This is a genomic window from Peribacillus sp. FSL R5-0717 (assembly GCF_038002945.1).
Lineage (GTDB): Bacteria > Bacillota > Bacilli > Bacillales > DSM-1321 > Peribacillus > Peribacillus frigoritolerans.
In genome coordinates, this window is the sequence record NZ_JBBOOF010000001.1 from 4,227,939 (window position 1) to 4,247,686 (window position 19,748).

At 40.1% G+C, this 19,748-nt stretch carries 18 protein-coding genes and 1 pseudogene; all 19 read left to right on the plus strand.

What is annotated here, in order from left to right:
- Positions 1 to 56 precede the first annotated feature (56 nt).
- The 19 genes and pseudogenes from topA (at position 57) to rseP (ending at position 19,609) form a co-directional block, all read left to right on the plus strand.
- On the plus strand, positions 57 to 2,132 hold the full coding sequence (gene topA, locus NYE65_RS20470; protein ID WP_034313673.1) for a type I DNA topoisomerase: 2,076 nt from the start codon (positions 57 to 59) through the stop codon (positions 2,130 to 2,132).
- 401 nt (positions 2,133 to 2,533) lie between these two features.
- Positions 2,534 to 3,841: an FADH(2)-oxidizing methylenetetrahydrofolate--tRNA-(uracil(54)-C(5))-methyltransferase TrmFO gene (gene trmFO / locus NYE65_RS20475; protein WP_048684880.1), complete on the plus strand. Its 1,308-nt coding sequence runs from the start codon at positions 2,534 to 2,536 to the stop codon at positions 3,839 to 3,841.
- A 59-nt stretch (positions 3,842 to 3,900) separates the two neighbouring features.
- Complete coding sequence (gene xerC / locus NYE65_RS20480; protein ID WP_048684877.1) at positions 3,901 to 4,803, plus strand: tyrosine recombinase XerC; 903 nt, start codon at positions 3,901 to 3,903, stop codon at positions 4,801 to 4,803.
- Positions 4,804 to 4,823: 20 nt separating this feature from the next.
- On the plus strand, positions 4,824 to 5,351 hold the full coding sequence (hslV, locus tag NYE65_RS20485) for an HslVU peptidase proteolytic subunit (RefSeq protein ID WP_340861535.1): 528 nt from the start codon (positions 4,824 to 4,826) through the stop codon (positions 5,349 to 5,351).
- A gap of 12 nt (positions 5,352 to 5,363) precedes the next feature.
- Positions 5,364 to 6,773: an HslU--HslV peptidase ATPase subunit gene (gene hslU / locus NYE65_RS20490; RefSeq protein ID WP_048684871.1), complete on the plus strand. Its 1,410-nt coding sequence runs from the start codon at positions 5,364 to 5,366 to the stop codon at positions 6,771 to 6,773.
- 107 nt (positions 6,774 to 6,880) lie between these two features.
- On the plus strand, positions 6,881 to 7,660 hold the full coding sequence (gene codY, locus NYE65_RS20495) for a GTP-sensing pleiotropic transcriptional regulator CodY (protein ID WP_057278408.1): 780 nt from the start codon (positions 6,881 to 6,883) through the stop codon (positions 7,658 to 7,660).
- 1,080 nt (positions 7,661 to 8,740) lie between these two features.
- On the plus strand, positions 8,741 to 9,025 hold the full coding sequence (locus NYE65_RS20500) for a response regulator (RefSeq protein WP_340861536.1): 285 nt from the start codon (positions 8,741 to 8,743) through the stop codon (positions 9,023 to 9,025).
- Positions 8,992 to 9,384, plus strand: a complete 393-nt coding sequence (locus NYE65_RS20505; protein WP_340861537.1) for a chemotaxis protein CheB — start codon at positions 8,992 to 8,994, stop codon at positions 9,382 to 9,384. Before NYE65_RS20500 ends, NYE65_RS20505 begins: the two co-directional genes overlap by 34 nt.
- Before the next feature lie 148 nt (positions 9,385 to 9,532).
- A pseudogene (locus tag NYE65_RS20510) lies at positions 9,533 to 9,838 on the plus strand (chemotaxis protein CheD); the annotation flags it as partial.
- 168 nt (positions 9,839 to 10,006) lie between these two features.
- The gene (locus NYE65_RS20515; RefSeq protein ID WP_340862157.1) at positions 10,007 to 10,771 is read left to right on the plus strand and encodes a FliA/WhiG family RNA polymerase sigma factor; all 765 of its coding nucleotides are present in this window, start codon (positions 10,007 to 10,009) and stop codon (positions 10,769 to 10,771) included.
- A 261-nt stretch (positions 10,772 to 11,032) separates the two neighbouring features.
- On the plus strand, positions 11,033 to 11,662 hold the full coding sequence (locus NYE65_RS20520) for a hypothetical protein (RefSeq protein WP_340861538.1): 630 nt from the start codon (positions 11,033 to 11,035) through the stop codon (positions 11,660 to 11,662).
- Positions 11,663 to 11,816: 154 nt separating this feature from the next.
- A complete protein-coding gene (rpsB, locus tag NYE65_RS20525; RefSeq protein ID WP_034313644.1) occupies positions 11,817 to 12,530 on the plus strand; it encodes a 30S ribosomal protein S2 in 714 nt (237 codons plus the stop codon).
- A gap of 308 nt (positions 12,531 to 12,838) precedes the next feature.
- A complete protein-coding gene (tsf, locus tag NYE65_RS20530; RefSeq protein ID WP_034313641.1) occupies positions 12,839 to 13,723 on the plus strand; it encodes a translation elongation factor Ts in 885 nt (294 codons plus the stop codon).
- Positions 13,724 to 13,848: 125 nt separating this feature from the next.
- A complete protein-coding gene (pyrH, locus tag NYE65_RS20535; protein WP_034313639.1) occupies positions 13,849 to 14,571 on the plus strand; it encodes a UMP kinase in 723 nt (240 codons plus the stop codon).
- A 3-nt stretch (positions 14,572 to 14,574) separates the two neighbouring features.
- The gene (frr, locus tag NYE65_RS20540) at positions 14,575 to 15,132 is read left to right on the plus strand and encodes a ribosome recycling factor (protein ID WP_034313637.1); all 558 of its coding nucleotides are present in this window, start codon (positions 14,575 to 14,577) and stop codon (positions 15,130 to 15,132) included.
- A 400-nt stretch (positions 15,133 to 15,532) separates the two neighbouring features.
- Entirely contained in the window at positions 15,533 to 16,306 is a 774-nt protein-coding gene (locus tag NYE65_RS20545; RefSeq protein ID WP_034313634.1) for an isoprenyl transferase, read from the plus strand.
- 25 nt (positions 16,307 to 16,331) lie between these two features.
- Entirely contained in the window at positions 16,332 to 17,129 is a 798-nt protein-coding gene (locus NYE65_RS20550; RefSeq protein ID WP_034315397.1) for a phosphatidate cytidylyltransferase, read from the plus strand.
- 43 nt (positions 17,130 to 17,172) lie between these two features.
- A complete protein-coding gene (gene dxr, locus NYE65_RS20555) occupies positions 17,173 to 18,333 on the plus strand; it encodes a 1-deoxy-D-xylulose-5-phosphate reductoisomerase (RefSeq protein ID WP_340861539.1) in 1,161 nt (386 codons plus the stop codon).
- Positions 18,334 to 18,340: 7 nt separating this feature from the next.
- Positions 18,341 to 19,609 (plus strand): RIP metalloprotease RseP, encoded by a 1,269-nt coding sequence (gene rseP, locus NYE65_RS20560; protein WP_034313629.1) that lies wholly within the window; start codon positions 18,341 to 18,343, stop codon positions 19,607 to 19,609.
- The last annotated feature ends 139 nt before the right edge of the window (positions 19,610 to 19,748 follow it).

The window sequence follows — 19,748 nt, forward strand, 5'->3', positions numbered from 1 at the left end:
TTGAATGATTAATAATAGTGAAGATTTATATTACCTCTTTGAGGAGGATTTATTGGATGTCAGAATACTTAGTGATTGTGGAATCGCCCGCAAAGGCGAAAACAATAGAACGTTACTTGGGAAAAAAATATAAAGTAAAGGCTTCCATGGGGCATGTACGCGATTTGCCTAAAAGTCAAATGGGTGTCGATGTTGAACATGAATATGAACCTAAATATATAACTATCCGTGGCAAAGGCCCGGTTTTAAAAGAATTGAAAACCGCTGCAAAAAAAGCGAAAAAAATCTATCTCGCGGCTGACCCCGACAGGGAAGGGGAAGCGATTGCCTGGCATTTGGCTCACAGTCTTGATGTTGACGTTAACTCAGATTGCCGCGTGGTATTCAACGAGATCACGAAAGAGGCTATCAAGGAATCATTTAAATCGCCTAGGCCAATAAATATGAAATTGGTTGATGCTCAGCAGGCAAGAAGGGTCTTGGACCGTTTGGTCGGATACAATATAAGCCCGTTATTGTGGAAAAAGGTGAAAAAAGGCTTAAGCGCGGGACGGGTCCAATCGGTTGCTGTACGGATGATCATTGACCGGGAGAAGGAGATCAAAGATTTTATTCCGGAAGAGTATTGGACAATCAAGGCTGATTTTGTAAAAGGGAAAGAACAGTTTGAAGGTTCTTTCTTCAGCCTTGGCGGCGAGAAGAAGGAATTAAATACCGAAGAGGACGTCAAAAAAGTGCTCGCTTCTTTAAATGGCGGCGAATTTACGATAGGAGCTGTGGCTAAAAAGGAAAGAAGGCGCAATCCAGCAGCACCTTTTACAACTTCTTCCCTGCAACAGGAAGCGGCACGTAAATTGAATTTCCGTGCGAAGAAAACCATGATGCTTGCTCAGCAGCTTTATGAAGGAATCGAGCTTGGCAAGGAAGGTACAGTCGGGTTAATCACTTATATGAGAACCGATTCGACCCGTATTTCAGATAGTGCCAAAGAGGAAGTCCATACGTTCATTCAAAATAATTATGGTAAAGAATATGTTCAGGTCGAGCAGCGCAAGGAGAAAAAACAAACTAATGCCCAGGACGCGCATGAAGCGGTCAGGCCAACAAGCACATTACGTGAACCGGGTGTAGTCAAGGAGTTCTTATCCAGAGATCAATTCCGTCTTTATAAATTGATTTGGGAACGATTCGTTTCCAGTCAAATGTCTTCGGCGGTCATGGATACGATGAGCATCGACCTGCATAACGGGGATGTCATCTTCAGGGCAAATGGTTCAAAAATTAAATTTCCGGGTTTCATGAAGGTATATGTTGAAGGATCCGATGACTCGGTGGAAGAAAAGGAAAATGCACTTCCGGATGTGAAAAAAGGAGATCAATTCTTTTCAAAAGATATCGAACCGAAGCAGCATTTTACACAGCCTCCGCCCCGATATACTGAAGCCCGTCTGGTCAAGACCCTAGAGGAACTGGGAATAGGCCGTCCTTCTACATATGCGCCTACCTTGGATACGATCCAAAAACGGGGCTATGTTACCTTGGATAATAAACGGTTCATCCCGACAGAGCTTGGTGAGATCGTTCTCGAATTGATACGCGAATTCTTCCCGGATATTCTCGATGCAGAGTTCACTGCCAAGATGGAACAGGAATTTGACAGCGTTGAGGAAGGCAATATTGAATGGATTAAGGTCATCGATGAATTTTATAAAGAATTTGCCATTCATTTGGCCAAGGCCGAAGTCGAGATGGAGAAAATTGAAATCAAAGATGAACCTGCAGGTGAAGATTGCGTGGAGTGCGGACATGGGATGGTCTTTAAGATGGGACGTTATGGAAAGTTCATGGCATGCAGTAATTTCCCGGATTGCCGTAACACCAAACCAATCGTCAAGGAAATCGGGGTCAAATGCCCAAAATGTAAAGAAGGAAATATCATTGAAAGGAAGAGTAAAAAACGACGCATATTTTACGGGTGTGATACCTACCCTGGATGTGACTTCATATCTTGGGATAAACCGCTGCCGCGGAGTTGTCCAAAATGTGAAGGTACACTTGTTGAGAAAAAACTCAAAAAAGGAGTCCAGGTCCAGTGCATGGATTGTGATTTTAAAGAAATGCCCCAAGCATAGAAAAGGCCGTGAAATCGTTTACTTTCCTTGTGAACTATCGAAAAATCCTAAATATAAATGGACTCGGCATTGGCCGGGTTTCTTTATGTTCAGGGAAGTATGATATCATGGTGATATGTGGATTTACTTCCAAGAAGAAAATGGATAAAGCTTGAAACTTTTTTATTTAGGCCATGTGATGTAAAATTCAGTGGACAAGTACATTCTTTTAAAGATATAATTCCTATTTGCGTCCGTTACCCTTTTAGTGAATATGGATGGCATATCTTTAAAATAATCGTTAGCAGGAATGAGTATTTCGGGTATAAATACATAGATATCGTTAAAAATGAAACTTCTGGAAAGCAGTTTTAATGATAAATGATCCTGTCTTATCATATCTATACATGGAGGTTCGAAAAATGAAAGAAACAAAAGTAAGTGTAATCGGTGCTGGGCTTGCTGGAAGTGAAGCGGCGTGGCAGTTAGCTAAAAGAGGAATTAAAGTCGATCTATACGAAATGCGCCCTGTAAAACAAACGCCAGCCCATCATACCGATAAATTCGCTGAACTTGTTTGTTCCAATTCACTTCGGGCAAATACGTTAACAAATGCAGTTGGTGTATTAAAAGAAGAAATGCGTATACTGGATTCGGTCATCATGTCCGCAGCGGATGCTTGTGCTGTACCTGCTGGCGGTGCATTAGCTGTTGATCGTCATGAATTTGCCGGTCTTGTTACGGAAAGGGTCAAAAATCATCCAAATGTGACGGTCATTAATGAAGAAGTGACGGAAATTCCGGAAGGTCCTACCGTCATTGCAACCGGTCCGCTTACAAGTCAGTCACTATCTGATAGCTTAAAGCAAATCATGGATGAAGAATACTTGTACTTTTATGATGCTGCCGCACCAATTCTTGAAAAAGACAGCATCAATATGGATAAAGTTTATTTGAAATCCCGTTATGATAAAGGGGAAGCGGCTTATTTGAACTGTCCGATGACGGAAGAAGAGTTTGACCGCTTTTATGATGCATTGATTGCTGCTGAAACAGTCCCGCTTAAAGAATTCGAAAAAGAGATCTTTTTTGAAGGCTGCATGCCGATTGAAGTGATGGCATCACGTGGGAAGAAAACGATGTTATTTGGTCCATTGAAGCCTGTTGGCCTAGAAGATCCAAAAACGGGAAAACGCCCTTTTGCTGTAGTTCAATTGCGTCAGGATGATGCGGCAGGAACACTTTACAATATTGTTGGTTTTCAGACACATTTGAAATGGGGGCCGCAAAAAGAAGTATTGCAGCTCATACCTGGATTGGAAAATGCGGAAATTGTACGTTATGGGGTCATGCATAGAAACACTTTCATAAACTCACCTAATGTTTTGAAGCCAACGTACCAATTCAAGAATCGCGATGATTTATTCTTTGCCGGTCAGATGACTGGAGTTGAAGGGTATGTTGAATCGGCTGCGTCGGGACTTGTAGCAGGTATCAATGCTGCAAGGATCGTCGAAGGTTTGGAGCCTATCATTTTCCCTGCGGAGACGACGATGGGCAGCATGGCAAGGTACATAACGTCGACTAATGGTAAGAGCTTCCAGCCGATGAATGCCAACTTTGGATTGCTTCCAGACCTTGAAGTGAGAATCAAATCCAAAAAAGAGCGGAACGAAACACATGCTAAACGCGCTTTGGACACAATTCAGAACTTTGTGAAAAATTTGTAAAATATTTGCCTGCTGTTTTAAAGTATGATACTATTTATTAGCCTTTGCGAGGTGTTTCCATGATTAATCAAAAAAAGGCATTATCATCCTTCATCGAATATTTACAAATTGAAAAGAACAGTTCACATTACACCATTGAAAATTACAAACGTGATATTCACGAATTTTTTCTGTTCCTTAATGAACAGGGGATTGAGGACATCACGTCCGTTGAATATCTTGATGTCCGGTTATATTTAACGAATTTATATGAGAAAAAACTTTCTAAGCGCACTGTTGCAAGAAAAACTTCTTGCTTGCGGAGCCTTTATAAATTTTTACTGCGTGAAGGTGATGTGAAGGATAACCCTTTTTCCCTTGCTTCTTTACCTAAAAAGGATCAAAGACTGCCACGGTTTCTTTATGAGAAGGAAATGGATCAGTTGTTTTCTTCTTTAAAGAAAGATTCACCGATAGGAATAAGGAACAATGCCTTACTGGAATTATTGTATGCTACAGGCATTCGCGTAAGTGAATGTTGTGATATTAAACTGCAGGATATCGATCTTTCCTTAGGGACGGTACTGATCCATGGAAAAGGAAAAAAGGATCGCTACGTTCCGGTTGGTAGATATGCACAGGAAGCGATAGATTTATACATACGTACAGCCAGGATGGAATTGACTTCGTCTGACGCCAAGGCGCATGTTTATTTATTTGTTAATTTTCGTGGAGACCCTCTGACACCTAGGGGAGTTCGCTATATATTGAATGAATTGATTAAAAAGTCAGCCGCAGATGGAAGTCTTCATCCCCACATGCTAAGGCATTCGTTTGCTACACACCTATTGAATAATGGGGCGGACATTCGCACGGTTCAGGAATTGCTTGGTCATTCTAAAATTTCATCAACGCAAGTGTATACGCATGTTACAAAAGACCAATTGAAAAAAGTCTACAATGCATCACATCCGCGGCCTTAAATGTTGAAAGGGGACACTTTATGACAACGATATTTGCAGTGCATCATAAAGGTGAATGTGCCATGTCCGGTGATGGGCAGGTTACTTTAGGAAATTCAGTAGTGATGAAGCATACAGCGAGGAAAGTGAGAAAAATCTTTAATGGTAATGTTCTTGCAGGTTTTGCTGGTTCCGTTGCAGATGCATTCACTTTATTTGAGATGTTCGAAGCCAAACTTGAAGAGTATAATGGCAATCTTCAGCGTGCTGCCGTCGAAATGGCAAAGCAATGGAGAAGTGACAATGTTTTGAGAAAGCTGGAAGCAATGCTAGTCGTGATGGATAAGAACCATTTGCTGCTCGTTTCTGGTACCGGGGAAGTAATTGAACCGGATGACGGGATTCTCGCCATAGGATCGGGAGGGAATTATGCACTGGCTGCCGGCAGGGCATTGATGCGGTTTTCCAGTGACCATTTATCGGCAAAGGATATCGCTCAATCATCTTTACAAATTGCAGCGGAAATTTGTGTATTTACGAATACGAATATAATCGTGGAAGAGTTGTAAGGAGGAGCGCAAATGTCAAAAAAAGCTAATTTAACACCGAGGCAAATCGTTGAAAAACTGGATCAGTATATCGTTGGGCAGCGTGAGGCAAAACGGGCAGTGGCAGTGGCTCTTCGGAATCGCTACCGACGTTCCCTTCTCTCGGATCAACTTCGTGATGAAGTCGTTCCGAAGAATATATTAATGATTGGACCGACAGGTGTTGGGAAAACAGAAATAGCTCGGAGAATGGCTAAATTGGTAGGTGCTCCTTTTGTAAAAGTTGAAGCAACAAAATTTACGGAAGTCGGGTATGTCGGCCGTGATGTAGAGTCCATGGTTCGTGATTTGGTTGAGACTTCCGTCCGCCTCGTGAAGGAAGAAAAGATGGCCAGCGTAAAGGAACGGGCAGAAGAAAATGCAAATCGCCGCCTAATAGAGTTATTAGTGCCATCAACAAAAAAACAGAGTAATTTCAAGAATCCTCTTGAAGTCTTTTTTGGAGGCAATAACAATCAAGACGAACAGGACCCGGAAGAAAATTCCGAAGATTTAAGTTTGCAGGAAAAAAGAAAAATCGTCGCTGAGAAGCTGGCTAATGGTGAGCTGGAAAGTGAAATGATAACGGTCGAAGTGGAAGAACAGGCTGCTTCGATGTTTGATATGCTCCAAGGTTCGGGAATGGAACAAATGGGGATGAACATGCAGGATGCTTTAGGAAGCTTGATGCCGAAAAAAAGCAAGAAGCGCAAATTGAAAGTAAGTGAAGCGAGAACCGTTTTAACAAATGAAGAAGCGGCAAAATTGATTGATATGGATGAAGTAACTTCAGATGCAGTATACGGGGCTGAGCAAAATGGGATCATTTTCATAGATGAAATAGACAAAATTGCGAGTAAGCAATCTGGAAGTTCATCAGCGGATGTATCAAGAGAGGGTGTCCAAAGGGATATCCTGCCAATAGTTGAAGGTTCAACAGTAGTGACTAAATATGGTTCCGTTAAAACGGATCATGTCCTATTCATTGCTGCAGGGGCCTTTCATATGGCTAAGCCATCCGACCTTATCCCTGAATTACAAGGTAGATTCCCAATTCGTGTTGAATTGAACAAACTGACTGTAGACGACTTTGTACGGATTCTTCATGAACCGGATAATGCCTTGTTAAAACAATATGTTGCTTTATTGGAAACTGAAGGTATAGAAATTGAATTTTCTGACGATGCTGTTCGTAAGATAGCAGAAGTGGCCTTCGAAGTAAATCAAAACACAGACAATATAGGTGCAAGAAGACTTCATACCATTTTGGAACGGTTGCTTGAAGACTTATCTTTTGAAGCTCCGGAAATAACGATGGAGAAGATTACAATTACACCCCAATATGTCGAAGGTAAGCTTGGTTCTATCGCCCGGAACAAAGATTTAAGCCAGTTTATCCTTTAATTAGAAACAATTTTGGCAATGATTTGCCTACGCAATGAACATAAAATTACGGAAATACAACTTCATAGTTATTGTGAACCATGGTATTTTTAGGAGGAACAAATCAAATGAATTTATTAGCAAAAACAAGAAAAATCAATGCAATGCTCCAAAAGGCAGCAGGTAAAGCAGTTAACTTCAAGGAAATGGCTGAAAGTTTAAGTGAAGTTATCGAAGCGAATGTATTCGTCGTCAGCCGCCGCGGGAAATTACTTGGCATCGCGGTAAGTCAGCAAATTGAAAACGAACGCATGTACAAAATGTTGGAAGATAAACAATTCCCTGAAGAGTACACAAAAAACCTGTTCAATATTCCCGAAACCTCTTCGAACCTTGATATCGAAAGCGAATATACTGCTTTCCCAGTCGAAAACAAAGAGCTTTTCGCAACTGGATTAACAACGATCGTACCGATTATGGGTGGTGGAGAACGTTTAGGAACATTGGTTCTTGCCCGTTTACAAGAAAAATTTCACGATGATGATTTAATTTTGGCTGAATATGGTGCGACTGTAGTCGGTATGGAAATCCTTCGTGAAAAATCAGAAGAGATAGAAGAGGAAGCTCGTAGTAAAGCTGTCGTTCAAATGGCGATTTCCTCGTTATCTTACAGTGAATTGGAAGCAATAGAGCACATCTTTGAGGAACTTAAAGGTAATGAAGGTCTGCTTGTAGCATCAAAAATTGCGGACCGTGTCGGTATCACCCGTTCCGTTATCGTAAATGCCCTAAGGAAACTGGAAAGTGCAGGGGTCATTGAATCACGCTCTCTTGGAATGAAAGGTACTTATATCAAGGTATTGAACGATAAATTCCTTCTTGAATTAGAGAAGCTTAAAAATAATTAACATATAGAAAGGCAGTCCTTGAAAAAGGGCTGCTTTTTTTTGTGGTATTTGGATCTGTTGCTCTCTGGGACTAATAAGCAAAAGCGGGTGAATGTCAGGGGGAGAAAGGAGAAAGAGGTAATTCGAATTAAAGGGAAATGTGTATATAGGCTTGTTTTCTATTAGAATTGAAAAACTAGTTAAACTTTTCTTAAAAAAGATAATTATACTATTATAACTATTGTAATAGTGAAAATGAACGTTGTTGAAACTTTTTGATTACTAAAACTCTATGGATAACGGGTTTAGCCATTAGGGAATTTTGTCGAATGAATCAGCGTTTTGAAAAAACGTTTTTTTTTCAAAAAAAGAAAAAAGGCAGTAAACCTTTGTTCTCTTATAAATCCTTTATTTTAAAGGGTGAAATCAACTAAATTGAAATAATTAATTGAAAGTGAATGTGAAAATTAGTTCTAAAGTATCAGTTATATAGATTTGTTTTTCGATATGATAAAAAAGCTAACAGAAGTAAAATTTGGTTAATATGTAGAATATCATATTGAAATGTAATATTACGTAATATTAACCCTGTAATCATACTAATAAAAACGGCAAATTTGAGCAATTTATGACAATTTTCGACCATAATAGGTCTAAAGTCTATGTATTGTTTATGGACATAGTTATAATGTTTCTTTAAAATTAAAAACGTAAATGCACTGGGTTAATTTATTGATAATGTAATTATTTATTAATTATAGAGAGAGGTGATCGATGTGGAGTTATTTTCAAATACTTTTCAATCACCAGAAAATGCCAAATGCCCTTTCTCCTTTTCGATTCTGAAGCCGATGTATCCAAAGCCATTGTGGACATTACTTCGAGATATGCAAATCATTCATTTGGGGTAGAATTGACTTTGCAAAAAAGCCATTTCCTCCAAAGTATGAAGAGATATTTTTTTGGAAAGTAGGTTTCCTTTTATGGGTAAAGTAAAAGTGCTGATAGAAGACGATTCTGCATTTATGAGAAAGTTAATTTCAGAGTTTTTAGCAGAAGATAGCAGGGTGGAAGTCATCGGGACTGCCAGGAATGGAAGAGATGCCATTAACATTAAAACCCGATGTCGTAACTTTGGATGTGGAAATGCCGATTATGGACGTATTGGAAGCATTAAACCGGATAATGAATGAATGTCCAACCGCTGTAGTCATGTTATCAAGCGCCACGAAAAAAGGAACGGAAAATACATTTGCCGCCATGAACAGTGGAGCCTTTGACTTTGTAGCTAAACCTTCGGGAGCCGTTTCATTGATTTACAAAAAATCAAGAAAGAACTCCATGAAAAAGTTATGGCTGCCAGCAGGGCAAATGTTCACAAACTAGAAAAAAATGCGAAAAATATTGAAAGAAGCCCATCTATTTGGGGAAAATATAGTAAAATAGATTCAACTGGATTGTCAAAAAACGAAAAAAAACTAAAAAAAATGATCCTATGGATACAAGAAGATAATAGTCATCGGTACATCAACAGAGGCCCGAGAGCTCTGCAGACTGTCTTGACAGGACTCCCAGTAGAAATTGTTGCTCCCATACTCATTGTCCAGCATATGCCCCCCGGTTTCACGAAATCCTTGGCAACACGCCTGAATTCATTCTGCAAGATTAAAGTGAGGGAAGCATTACCTGATCCCGAATTTTTTGATATCATTTTTTCCGCCTTAGGAGTTTCACCTAATGACTGAATCCGTAAAGGTCCAGGTTGTTAAGGTTGGAATAGCGGATATGAATATAATAAAACCTCCCTATACGATTCGTACTTCAGGTTTGGGATCGTGTGTCGGTGTTGTGATTTATGATGAAAAAAAAGAAATTGCAGGTTTGGCCCATATCATGCTTCCAGACTCTTCACTCGCAAAATCGGGACAGATCAATGTTGCCAAATTTGCAGATACGGCGATAAAGGAATTAGTGCAGGTATTAGTCAAAGAAGGCGCAAGAATGCCATTCCTCAAAGCGAAGCTGGCTGGAGGAGCACAAATGTTTCAATTTGCCTCCGGAGGGGATTTAATGAGAATCGGACCCCGGAATGTGGAAGCTGTCCGGAAAGAGTTATCTGACTTGCGGATTAGAATCGTTGCCGAAGATGTTGGCGGGAATAGCGGAAGAACGATTGAATTCAATTTAAATGATTGTCTGCTAAATATACGGACCTTTACAAAAGGGACTAAAAACATATTGGATTGGATTTGGCTTTTGAAAAGCCAAAAATATGACAGGTACATTTGCAACCGAATTATTATTGCATGTATGGCTTTAAGGGCCGTATTGATCACAAATCGTATAACAATGTTAGGAGGATGTCCAATGTCTTATCTGACCATCGAAGAAGAGCAGTCATGTTGGAAAAATTGGGTGGATTGCAGAGATCCGCTAGCCGGGTACATTTTGGTAAAGAAATACATACCTCTCGTATCGTACCATGTTCAACGTATTTCAGTAAGTCTTCCTAAAAATGTGAGCCGGGATGATATAAGGAGTTTAGGGATGATGGGGTTATTCGATGCCCTGGAACGTTTTGATACGAAGCGTGACCTCAAGTTTGACACATATGCATCATTTAGAATTCGTGGTGCCATTTTAGATGGATTAAGAAAAGAGGATTGGCTTCCACGGAGTGCAAGAGATAAAGCCAAGAAAATTGAATCTGCAATAGAGAAGCTGGAGCAGCAATACATGAGGAACCTTTCGCCAACTGAGATTGCCGCTGAATTGAATATTCCGGAAGATGAAGTATATGCTGCATTAAATGAGAATTTCTTTGCCAATGTACTATCGATGGATGAAAATCCCCAAGAGGACGATAAAGAAAGCGCGAATTTTCATATTAAAGATGAAAAGGCGGATTTACCTGAGGAACATGTGTTAAGGGACGAACTGTATGAGGAATTAGCCAAAGTCATTGAAACCCTAAATGAAAAAGAACAGTTGGTTTTACAGCTTTTTTATAAAGAAGAACTGACGTTAACCGAAATCGGACAAGTGATGAGCCTATCTACGTCACGGATATCCCAAATTCACTCGAAAGCGATCTATAAATTAAGAAACACGATGCAAGATCAAAAGATTTAATGAAGATTCTTCCATTGAAGAGGGCTATGAAGTCTGGAAGGCATAAGGGATTCCTATTGAACGAAGAAAGCCCTGTAAATCAACTTGATAGAATTTTTACGGATACTTGCATCAATAAATGATTCGAAATCACAGAATGTTCGAACTGTACTTTGTCAAGAAGAGAATAGGGAAAGTAATCAAGAAAAAACAACAGTGAAAAAAGATCCCCATCCGTTTAAAGGTAACAGGATTGACTATTCCGGTTAATTAGGAGGCAGTATGTCAGCATTTTTTATATTTCTGTTGTTTGTATTGAACATATTCACCATTTTTGCCATCATCGTTTTATATCTTCGTCAAAATCGTTTAAGCATGTTGGAAAAAGACCAAAAAGCCGTCATTGGAGAAATGGAACAACTTTTGTCTGGTTATTTAATGGAGATGAAAGAGGACAACGAGACACTGGAAAAGGCAATCAACAATTCGGTGGCAATGAATCCTGAGCATGGACAAAAAGGACAAGAACATAGTTCAATCAAAGAAACAAAGAAAGAAAAACAAGAACAAAACATTCTGCTAGAGTATAAAGCGGGAAGTCGTGCCGCCGCTAAAAAGCAGGCAATTAACGCTTATAAAATAATGCCTGAAAAAAATGAGGCCAATGCTTTACCCGTAAAAGTCGAGGACAAATTGGAACTTGCATCGGCTGCCACTTCCCCTCAAAATCAAGGGAAGCAGGCTGCCAAGGAATTTTCGGACATGCTGCAGGCTTCGTTAAATGAACGGTCATTAAATGAAAAAGTGGATATGTTAGCGGATCAAGGACATTCAATAGAGGAAATCCCCAAAAAGTTAGGTCGCGGTCAAACGGAGATAGAGCTATTACTAAAGTTTCGCATGAATAGATAAACTTATCTCTTGATTGTGCGGAGTCATTATGATATATTATGAAATGGTGTTAATACACACGCCCCGTGATTCTTGCAGATGGTGCTGTTACGACAGTTTCTGTATGAAAATGATCGGTGCGGAGGAAAAACAAAACCATTTAGGAGGAACTAAAATGTCAGTCATTTCTATGAAACAATTGCTTGAAGCTGGTGTGCATTTCGGACACCAAACACGTCGCTGGAACCCAAAAATGAAGAAATATATCTTCACTGAGCGTAACGGCATCTACATCATCGACCTTCAAAAAACAGTTAAAAAGGTTGAAGAAGCTTATAACTTCGTGAAGGAACTAGCTGCTAACGGCGGTACTGTTCTTTTTGTCGGAACTAAAAAACAAGCTCAAGAATCTGTTAAAGAAGAAGCTATCCGTTCTGGTATGTACTATGTAAACCAACGTTGGTTAGGTGGAACTTTAACAAACTTTGAAACAATCCAAAAACGTATCGCTCGTCTTAAAGATATCGAAAAAATGGAAGAAAACGGAACTTTCGAAGTCCTTCCTAAAAAAGAAGTTATCCAACTTAAAAAAGAATGGGATCGCTTAGAGAAATTCTTAGGCGGTATTAAAGATATGAAGACTCTTCCAGATGCGATCTTCGTTATCGACCCACGCAAAGAGCGTATTGCTGTTGCGGAAGCACACAAATTACACATTCCACTTGTTGGTATCGTTGATACAAACTGTGATCCGGATGAAATCGATGTAGTTATTCCTGCGAATGACGATGCAATCCGTGCTGTTAAATTATTAACAGGTAAAATGGCAGATGCTATCTTAGAAGCTAAACAAGGCGAAGAAACAGCAACTGAAACAACTACTGCTTAATAAGTAAAAAAGGTTGCTTATTCAGTAAGAAAAAAGGTGATAAGAGGATAATGCCTTTTATCCCTTTTTTTTGCACTAAATAAACATACATAAAATCACTATACGGAATGTCTTTTTTTAAAGGTATGGGCGATTTTTAAGGGATGAAAATCATCAGCTGGTTTAGTTCCGTCATATTGACTGTAAAAGTGGATGTTTTTTGGAAATGTTGTCAAAGCTCGTTATTTTCTTTGATGATAACAAGTATTTTTTGGCAATAATGGGTAAAGATTGAATAAACTGCATTTAATTTGAGGAGGATATATATTATGGCAATCACTGCACAATTAGTTAAAGAATTGCGTGAAAAAACTGGTGCCGGTATGATGGACTGTAAAAAGGCACTTGTACAAACAGAAGGCGATATGGAAAAGGCAATCGATTTCCTACGTGAAAAAGGAATTGCAAAAGCTGCTAATAAAGGCGACCGTATCGCTGCTGAAGGTTTAACTTCAATCGTTGTTGAAGGAAACCAAGCGGTTATTCTTGAAGTGAACTCTGAAACTGATTTCGTTGCTAAAAACGAAGGCTTCCAAATTCTTGTTAAGGAATTGGCTGGGTTCCTTCTTGCGAACAAACCTGAAAGCGTTGAAGCTGCTCTTGAGCAAACAATGGAAAATGGAGCAAAAGTTGCAGATCATATCAATGCTGCTGTTGCTAAAATTGGGGAAAAATTAACTCTTCGCCGTTTCCAAGTCGTTTCTAAAACAGATAACGACGCATTTGGTGCATACCTTCACATGGGCGGACGCATCAGCGTACTGTCAGTTCTTGAAGGTACAACTGACGAAGAGGCAGCTAAAAGCGTTTCAATGCATATTGCTGCAATTAACCCTAAATATATCTCTCGCGACCAAGTGGATGCTAGCGAATTAGAACGCGAACGCGAAGTTCTTACGCAGCAAGCTCTTAATGAAGGAAAACCTGAAAAAATCGTTGCGAAAATGGTTGAAGGACGTATCAATAAATTCTACGAAGAAATCTGTGTTAACGAACAAGCTTTCGTTAAGAACCCTGATCAAAAAGTGGGACAATTCGTTGAATCAAAAGGCGGAAAAATCCAATCATTCGTTCGTTATGAAGTAGGGGAAGGTCTTGAAAAACGTCAAGAAAACTTTGCTGAAGAAGTAATGAACCAAGTTAAAAAAGACTAATTGTCGGATAATTAATAATGGGGAACACTCTTGTGTTCCCTATTTTTTGAAATGTCATGATTTTTTGGCAGTATTGCAAGAAAGCATGATGAACGAATGAAAAGATTACATAGTTGGAGGTTCTCATGAGTAACGCTAAATATAAACGTGTCGTTCTAAAACTAAGTGGTGAAGCATTAGCCGGTGAAGAAGGATTTGGAATTAACCCTGCAGTAATTAAATCCATTGCTGAACAAGTCAAGGAAGTGGCTGAGCTTGATGTGGAAGTAGCTGTTGTTGTCGGTGGCGGAAACATCTGGCGCGGGAAAATAGGCAGTGAAATGGGCATGGATCGTGCTAATGCCGATTATATGGGGATGTTGGCTACAGTCATGAACTCATTGGCATTACAAGACAGCCTTGATCAGCTTGGAATTGAAACACGCGTGCAAACTTCCATTGAGATGAGACAAGTAGCAGAACCATACATTAGACGCCGTGCAATCAGGCATCTAGAGAAAAAGAGAGTGGTGATTTTTGCAGCTGGTACAGGTAATCCATACTTCTCAACGGATACCACTGCCGCCCTGCGTGCTGCAGAAATTGAAGCTGATGTCATCTTGATGGCGAAGAATAATGTGGATGGCGTATACAATGCAGATCCGGTTAAAGACAAAAATGCAGTGAAGTATGATAAACTTTCCTATCTTGATGTGATTAAAGAAGGGTTAGAAGTAATGGATTCAACTGCGTCCTCACTATGCATGGACAATGATATTCCATTGATCGTCTTCTCGATCATGGAAAAAGGTAATATTAAACGGGCCGTTTTAGGCGAAACGCTTGGAACTATTGTAAGGGGGAAATAAAAGATGCCGAAACAAGTTATTTCGAATGCGAAAACGAAAATGGAAAAAGCCATTGGAGCGTACACACGTGAATTAGCAAGCATCCGTGCCGGAAGGGCAAATGCCTCATTGCTTGATAGAATCTCGATTGATTATTATGGTTCGCCGACACCAGTTAATCAGGTGGCTGGTATTTCTGTCCCGGAAGCTAGACTGTTAGTCATTCAACCATATGATAAAACGGTATTGGGTGAAATCGAAAAGGCTATTTTGAAATCAGACTTAGGCTTAAATCCTTCTAATGACGGATCGATCATCAGGATAGCCATCCCGGCGTTAACTGAAGAGCGCAGAAAAGAGCTTGTGAAAGTTGTGAAAAAAGAAGCGGAAGAGGCAAAAATAGCTGTCCGTAATGTGCGTCGCGATGCTAATGATGATTTGAAAAAGCTTGAAAAAAGTGGTGAAATCACTGAAGATGATTTGCGTGGCTATGCTGATGACATCCAAAAGATGACAGATGGCAATATCACGAAAATCGATGAAATTACAAAAGATAAAGAAAAAGAAATTTTGGAAGTATAATTTCCATTGAAGAATTGATTATATAAAGAGGGCCGAATCCATACTGGGTCATGTCTTGGTGCTAACATATAGGTGTGCTTAAAGGAGAAAACTGTTATAATAAGGTTTCTCCGATAATGATTACTCCTTGAGTTAGTATGTTGCATGCAAACGTTGGAGGTGGCCTTTTTTTTGCATTTTTCATGTCAGTCATAATCGGTTTCAGAAAAAAAGAAGGAATGATTTCTCCCTTTCAAGCTTCTAATGAGGAAATAATTTTCATAATAATAATATGAGAACCAGTTTTTTTTTGATATTATAATATAGATTCTTATTAAGCGGCAGAAAGCTTGATATACATAGTGCACGAAAAACTTTGCCTTTGTAGAGAGATAAGTACAACCTGATGGGGGACTAACATATGTATTCACTTTGGAAGCGTTTCGTTAAAAAAGATGCTTCTTCCGATGTAACAAATAGGATTCAGCATATTAAACAGTTTGATGTTCCTCAGCATATCGCCATCATTATGGATGGGAACGGCCGTTGGGCCAAAAAGCGTGCATTGCCACGTGTGGCGGGTCATCATGAAGGAATGAAAACCGTTCGTAGAATTACGAAAGTTGCCAATAAATTAGGGGTCAAAACTTTGACGGTCTATGCGTTTTCCACTGAAAATTGGAAACGCCCGAAAAGTGAAGTCGACTTTTTGATGAAGCTGCCCCAGGAATTTCTTGGGACTTTTTTGCCCGAGCTCATTTCCGAAAATGTTAGAGTTGAAACGATTGGGGACTTGTCACTCATTCCGTCACATACTCAAAGTGCCGTTAAACGGGCAATGGAAGACACGAAAGACAATGATGGGATGATTCTGAATTTTGCCCTGAACTATGGAAGCCGTGGGGAGATTGTATCTGCAGTGAATAGCATCATTCAAGATGCTAAGAATGGTATAATAAAGGAAAATGTAACGGAGGAAATGGTATCCAGTTACCTGATGACCAAACATTTGTCGGATCCCGATTTACTGATCCGTACTAGCGGTGAAATCCGTTTAAGTAATTTCATGCTTTGGCAGTCTGCTTATACGGAGCTTTGGTTTACTGAAGTGCTGTGGCCGGATTTTAGTGAAGAGCATTTATTGCAGGCAGTTGAGGAGTATCAAAAGCGTTCACGAAGATTCGGTGGCGTTTAATGTAGAAGGCGAGGAAAATGGAATAATGAAACAACGAATTATTACGGCGGTCGTAGTTGCCGCTATCTTCATTCCACTAGTCATTTTAGGGGGCACTCCCTTTTTACTGACGGTTTATCTGTTAGGTTCAATTGGTTTGTACGAACTGATGAAAATGAAAAAGTTACGTGTACTTTCTTTTGAAGCATTTCTTTCTCACATATTATTGTGGGTGCTTTTATTGCCTAATGAGCATACCGCTTTTTTGGCAGAAATTAATTATGATAAAGTTCAAGTATTCTTGATCGGGGTTTTGCTGCTGTTACTTTATACAGTCGTTTCAAAAAACCGTTTTACCTTTGATGACGCAGGCTTTCTAGTGATTTCAATCCTATACTTGGGGATAGGTTTCTACTTCCTATTTGAAACACGTGACTCTTTGGGGTTGGGGCTGATCTATATCCTGCTTACCCTATTTACGATCTGGGCAACTGATTCCGGAGCCTACTTCATTGGTAAATCGCTTGGTAAAAGAAAGCTATGGCCAGAAATAAGTCCAAACAAGACGGTGGAAGGATTTATCGGCGGGTTAATATCCGCGATGGTGGTGGGTGTTTTATTTTACGCCTTCTCCAGCCTTGATTACACGTTATTACAATTATTATTGATTTCATTAATCATTGGGGTATTCGGCCAATTGGGTGATCTCGTCCAATCCGCGTATAAACGTCATTATGGCGTTAAGGATTCAGGGAATCTTCTCCCGGGACATGGTGGAATTTTGGACAGGCTAGATAGTGTGATCTTCATTTTACCGATTTTGCATTTATTGCATGTTTTATAATATAAATATAGGCAAGCGTTATATGAATTAGGAGATGAACAATTTGAAAAATATCAGCCTTTTGGGCGCGACAGGATCGATTGGTCAACAAACGGCGGATGTAGTCAGGTCCCATCCAGATCAATTCAAGATCGTGGCGCTTTCTGCTGGAAAGAATATAGAATTGGTCAGGACTTATATACAAGAGTTTGAACCGAAACTGGTTTCAGTCCAGACGGAAGAAGATTATCATGTTTTGAAAAGTGAATTCTCCAACCGCAAAGATATCGAGTTCATGTATGGGGATGAGGGATTGACTGCTGTTGCTGTTTATGGTCAGGCGACGATATTGGTCAATGCCGTCATCGGAAGCGTGGGTCTTTATCCGACACTTCAAGCAATAAAGGCAAAAAAGGATATTGCTATCGCCAACAAGGAGACGTTGGTGACGGCAGGTCATTTGGTCATGAGTGAAGCAAAAAAAGCGGGGGTCAGATTGCTGCCGGTTGACAGTGAGCATTCAGCTATTTTTCAGGCACTGCAAGGTGAAAAGGAAAAAAATATAGAACGTCTTGTCATTACTGCTTCAGGAGGCAGTTTTCGAGATCGGACCAGGGAAGAATTGAAGGATGTAACGGTGGAAGAGGCACTGAACCATCCGAACTGGTCAATGGGAGCTAAAATCACGATTGATTCAGCATCAATGATGAATAAAGGGTTGGAAGTGATCGAGGCCCATTGGCTATTCGATCTTCCCTACGATAAAATTGATGTATTGCTACATAAGGAGAGCATCATCCATTCCATGGTTGAGTTTCATGACTCCAGCGTGATAGCACAACTGGGGACTCCGGATATGCGGGTGCCGATACAATATGCACTTACTTATCCAGACCGTATTCCGCTGGCAGGCCGCAAACGATTGAACCTTGCTGAAGCAGGCAAACTGCATTTTAGGGATATGGATTTCACCAGATATCCTTGTTTGCAATTCGCTTATAAAGCAGGTAAAATGGGCGGAACGATGACTACTGTGTTGAATGCCGCCAATGAAGCCGCAGTCTCTGCATTCTTATCTGGAAAGGTAAACTTCCTTGAAATTGAGGCGTTAATTGAAAAAGCGCTGAATCAGCATTCCGTCATAGCCCTTCCAGATTTAGAAACGATTCAGGAAGTCGATAATATGACAAGGCAGTATATAGAATCTTTAGTGAAAGATAGGTGACCGGAACATGCAGACTTTAGAAACGATTATAGCGTTCATCATCATTTTTGGAGCTCTAGTTTTTTTCCATGAGCTTGGGCACTTAGTGTTTGCAAAGCGAGCAGGAATCTTATGCCGTGAGTTCGCAATCGGTTTCGGGCCAAAAGTATTCACATATAAAAAGAAGGAAACCGTTTATACCATCCGATTGCTTCCTCTTGGCGGTTACGTGCGTATGGCCGGTGAAGACGCAGAAAATATAGAATTGAAACCCGGCTATCGGGTGGGGTTAATGTTCGATAATGATGAGAATGTTACAAAGATCATTTTGAACAATAAAGATAAATATCCTGATATTCGACTTGTGGAAGTTGAAGTGATCGACCTTGATCATAAACTGATCCTTACTGGTTATGAAGAGGGAGAGGAAGATACACTAAAAACGTTTGCCATCCATAAAGAGGCTGTGATCGTTGAAAATGGTGTAGAGAACCAGATTGCTCCATTTGACCGGCAATTTGCCTCAAAGTCGCTTGGGCATCGTTTTCTGACGATTGTAGCTGGTCCGGCAATGAATTTCGTTTTGGCTTTTGTCATTTTTGTGCTGATCGGCCTGTTTCAAGGTGTTGTGGTGGATGAAGCGAAACTAGGTGAGTTGACTCCGGATGGTTCGGCTGTAAATGCCGGTTTAAAATCGGGAGATGTCATTCAATCCATAGAAGGTACGGAAGTCTCCACTTGGGGAGATGTTCAGGAAAGCATTCAAAAGAACCCTGGGCAAGAGATCGAGTTTGTCGTTGACAGGGACGGGAAAACACTAGAAGTACCGGTTGTTCCACAAGAAGTGGAAAGGGAAGGGAAGAAAATCGGGATTATCGGTGTTTACCCTCCGGTTGAAAAAGCACCGATTAAAGCTATACAATATGGTTTTACAGAAACGTACTTTTGGACAAAACAAATCTTCATCATCCTTGGTGATCTTGTAACGGGAGGATTTACGATCGACAGTTTATCTGGTCCTGTAGGCATATATAAATCAACTGAGGAAGTGGCGAAACAAGGTTTATTCACGTTAATGAAATGGGCAGGGCTGCTAAGCATTAACCTGGGAATCATGAACCTGCTTCCGCTGCCGGCATTGGATGGAGGAAGACTGTTATTCTTTGTGGTCGAATTCTTAAGAGGGAAACCAATTGACCGTCAAAAAGAAGGGATGGTCCACTTCATCGGCTTTGCTTTGCTGATGTTATTGATGATTGTCGTTACCTGGAATGACATCCAGCGATTCTTCCTGTAAGACATGTTTGGATAATGCAAAAACTGGCCAGCAGAATTATCTGTTGGCCGTTTTCTTATCTGAAGGGATTTCCTAGTTTTTTAATCGTTTTGGGGAAATTGTTTGTTTTCTAGGGAAATCGTAAGTATAATCGAGAATG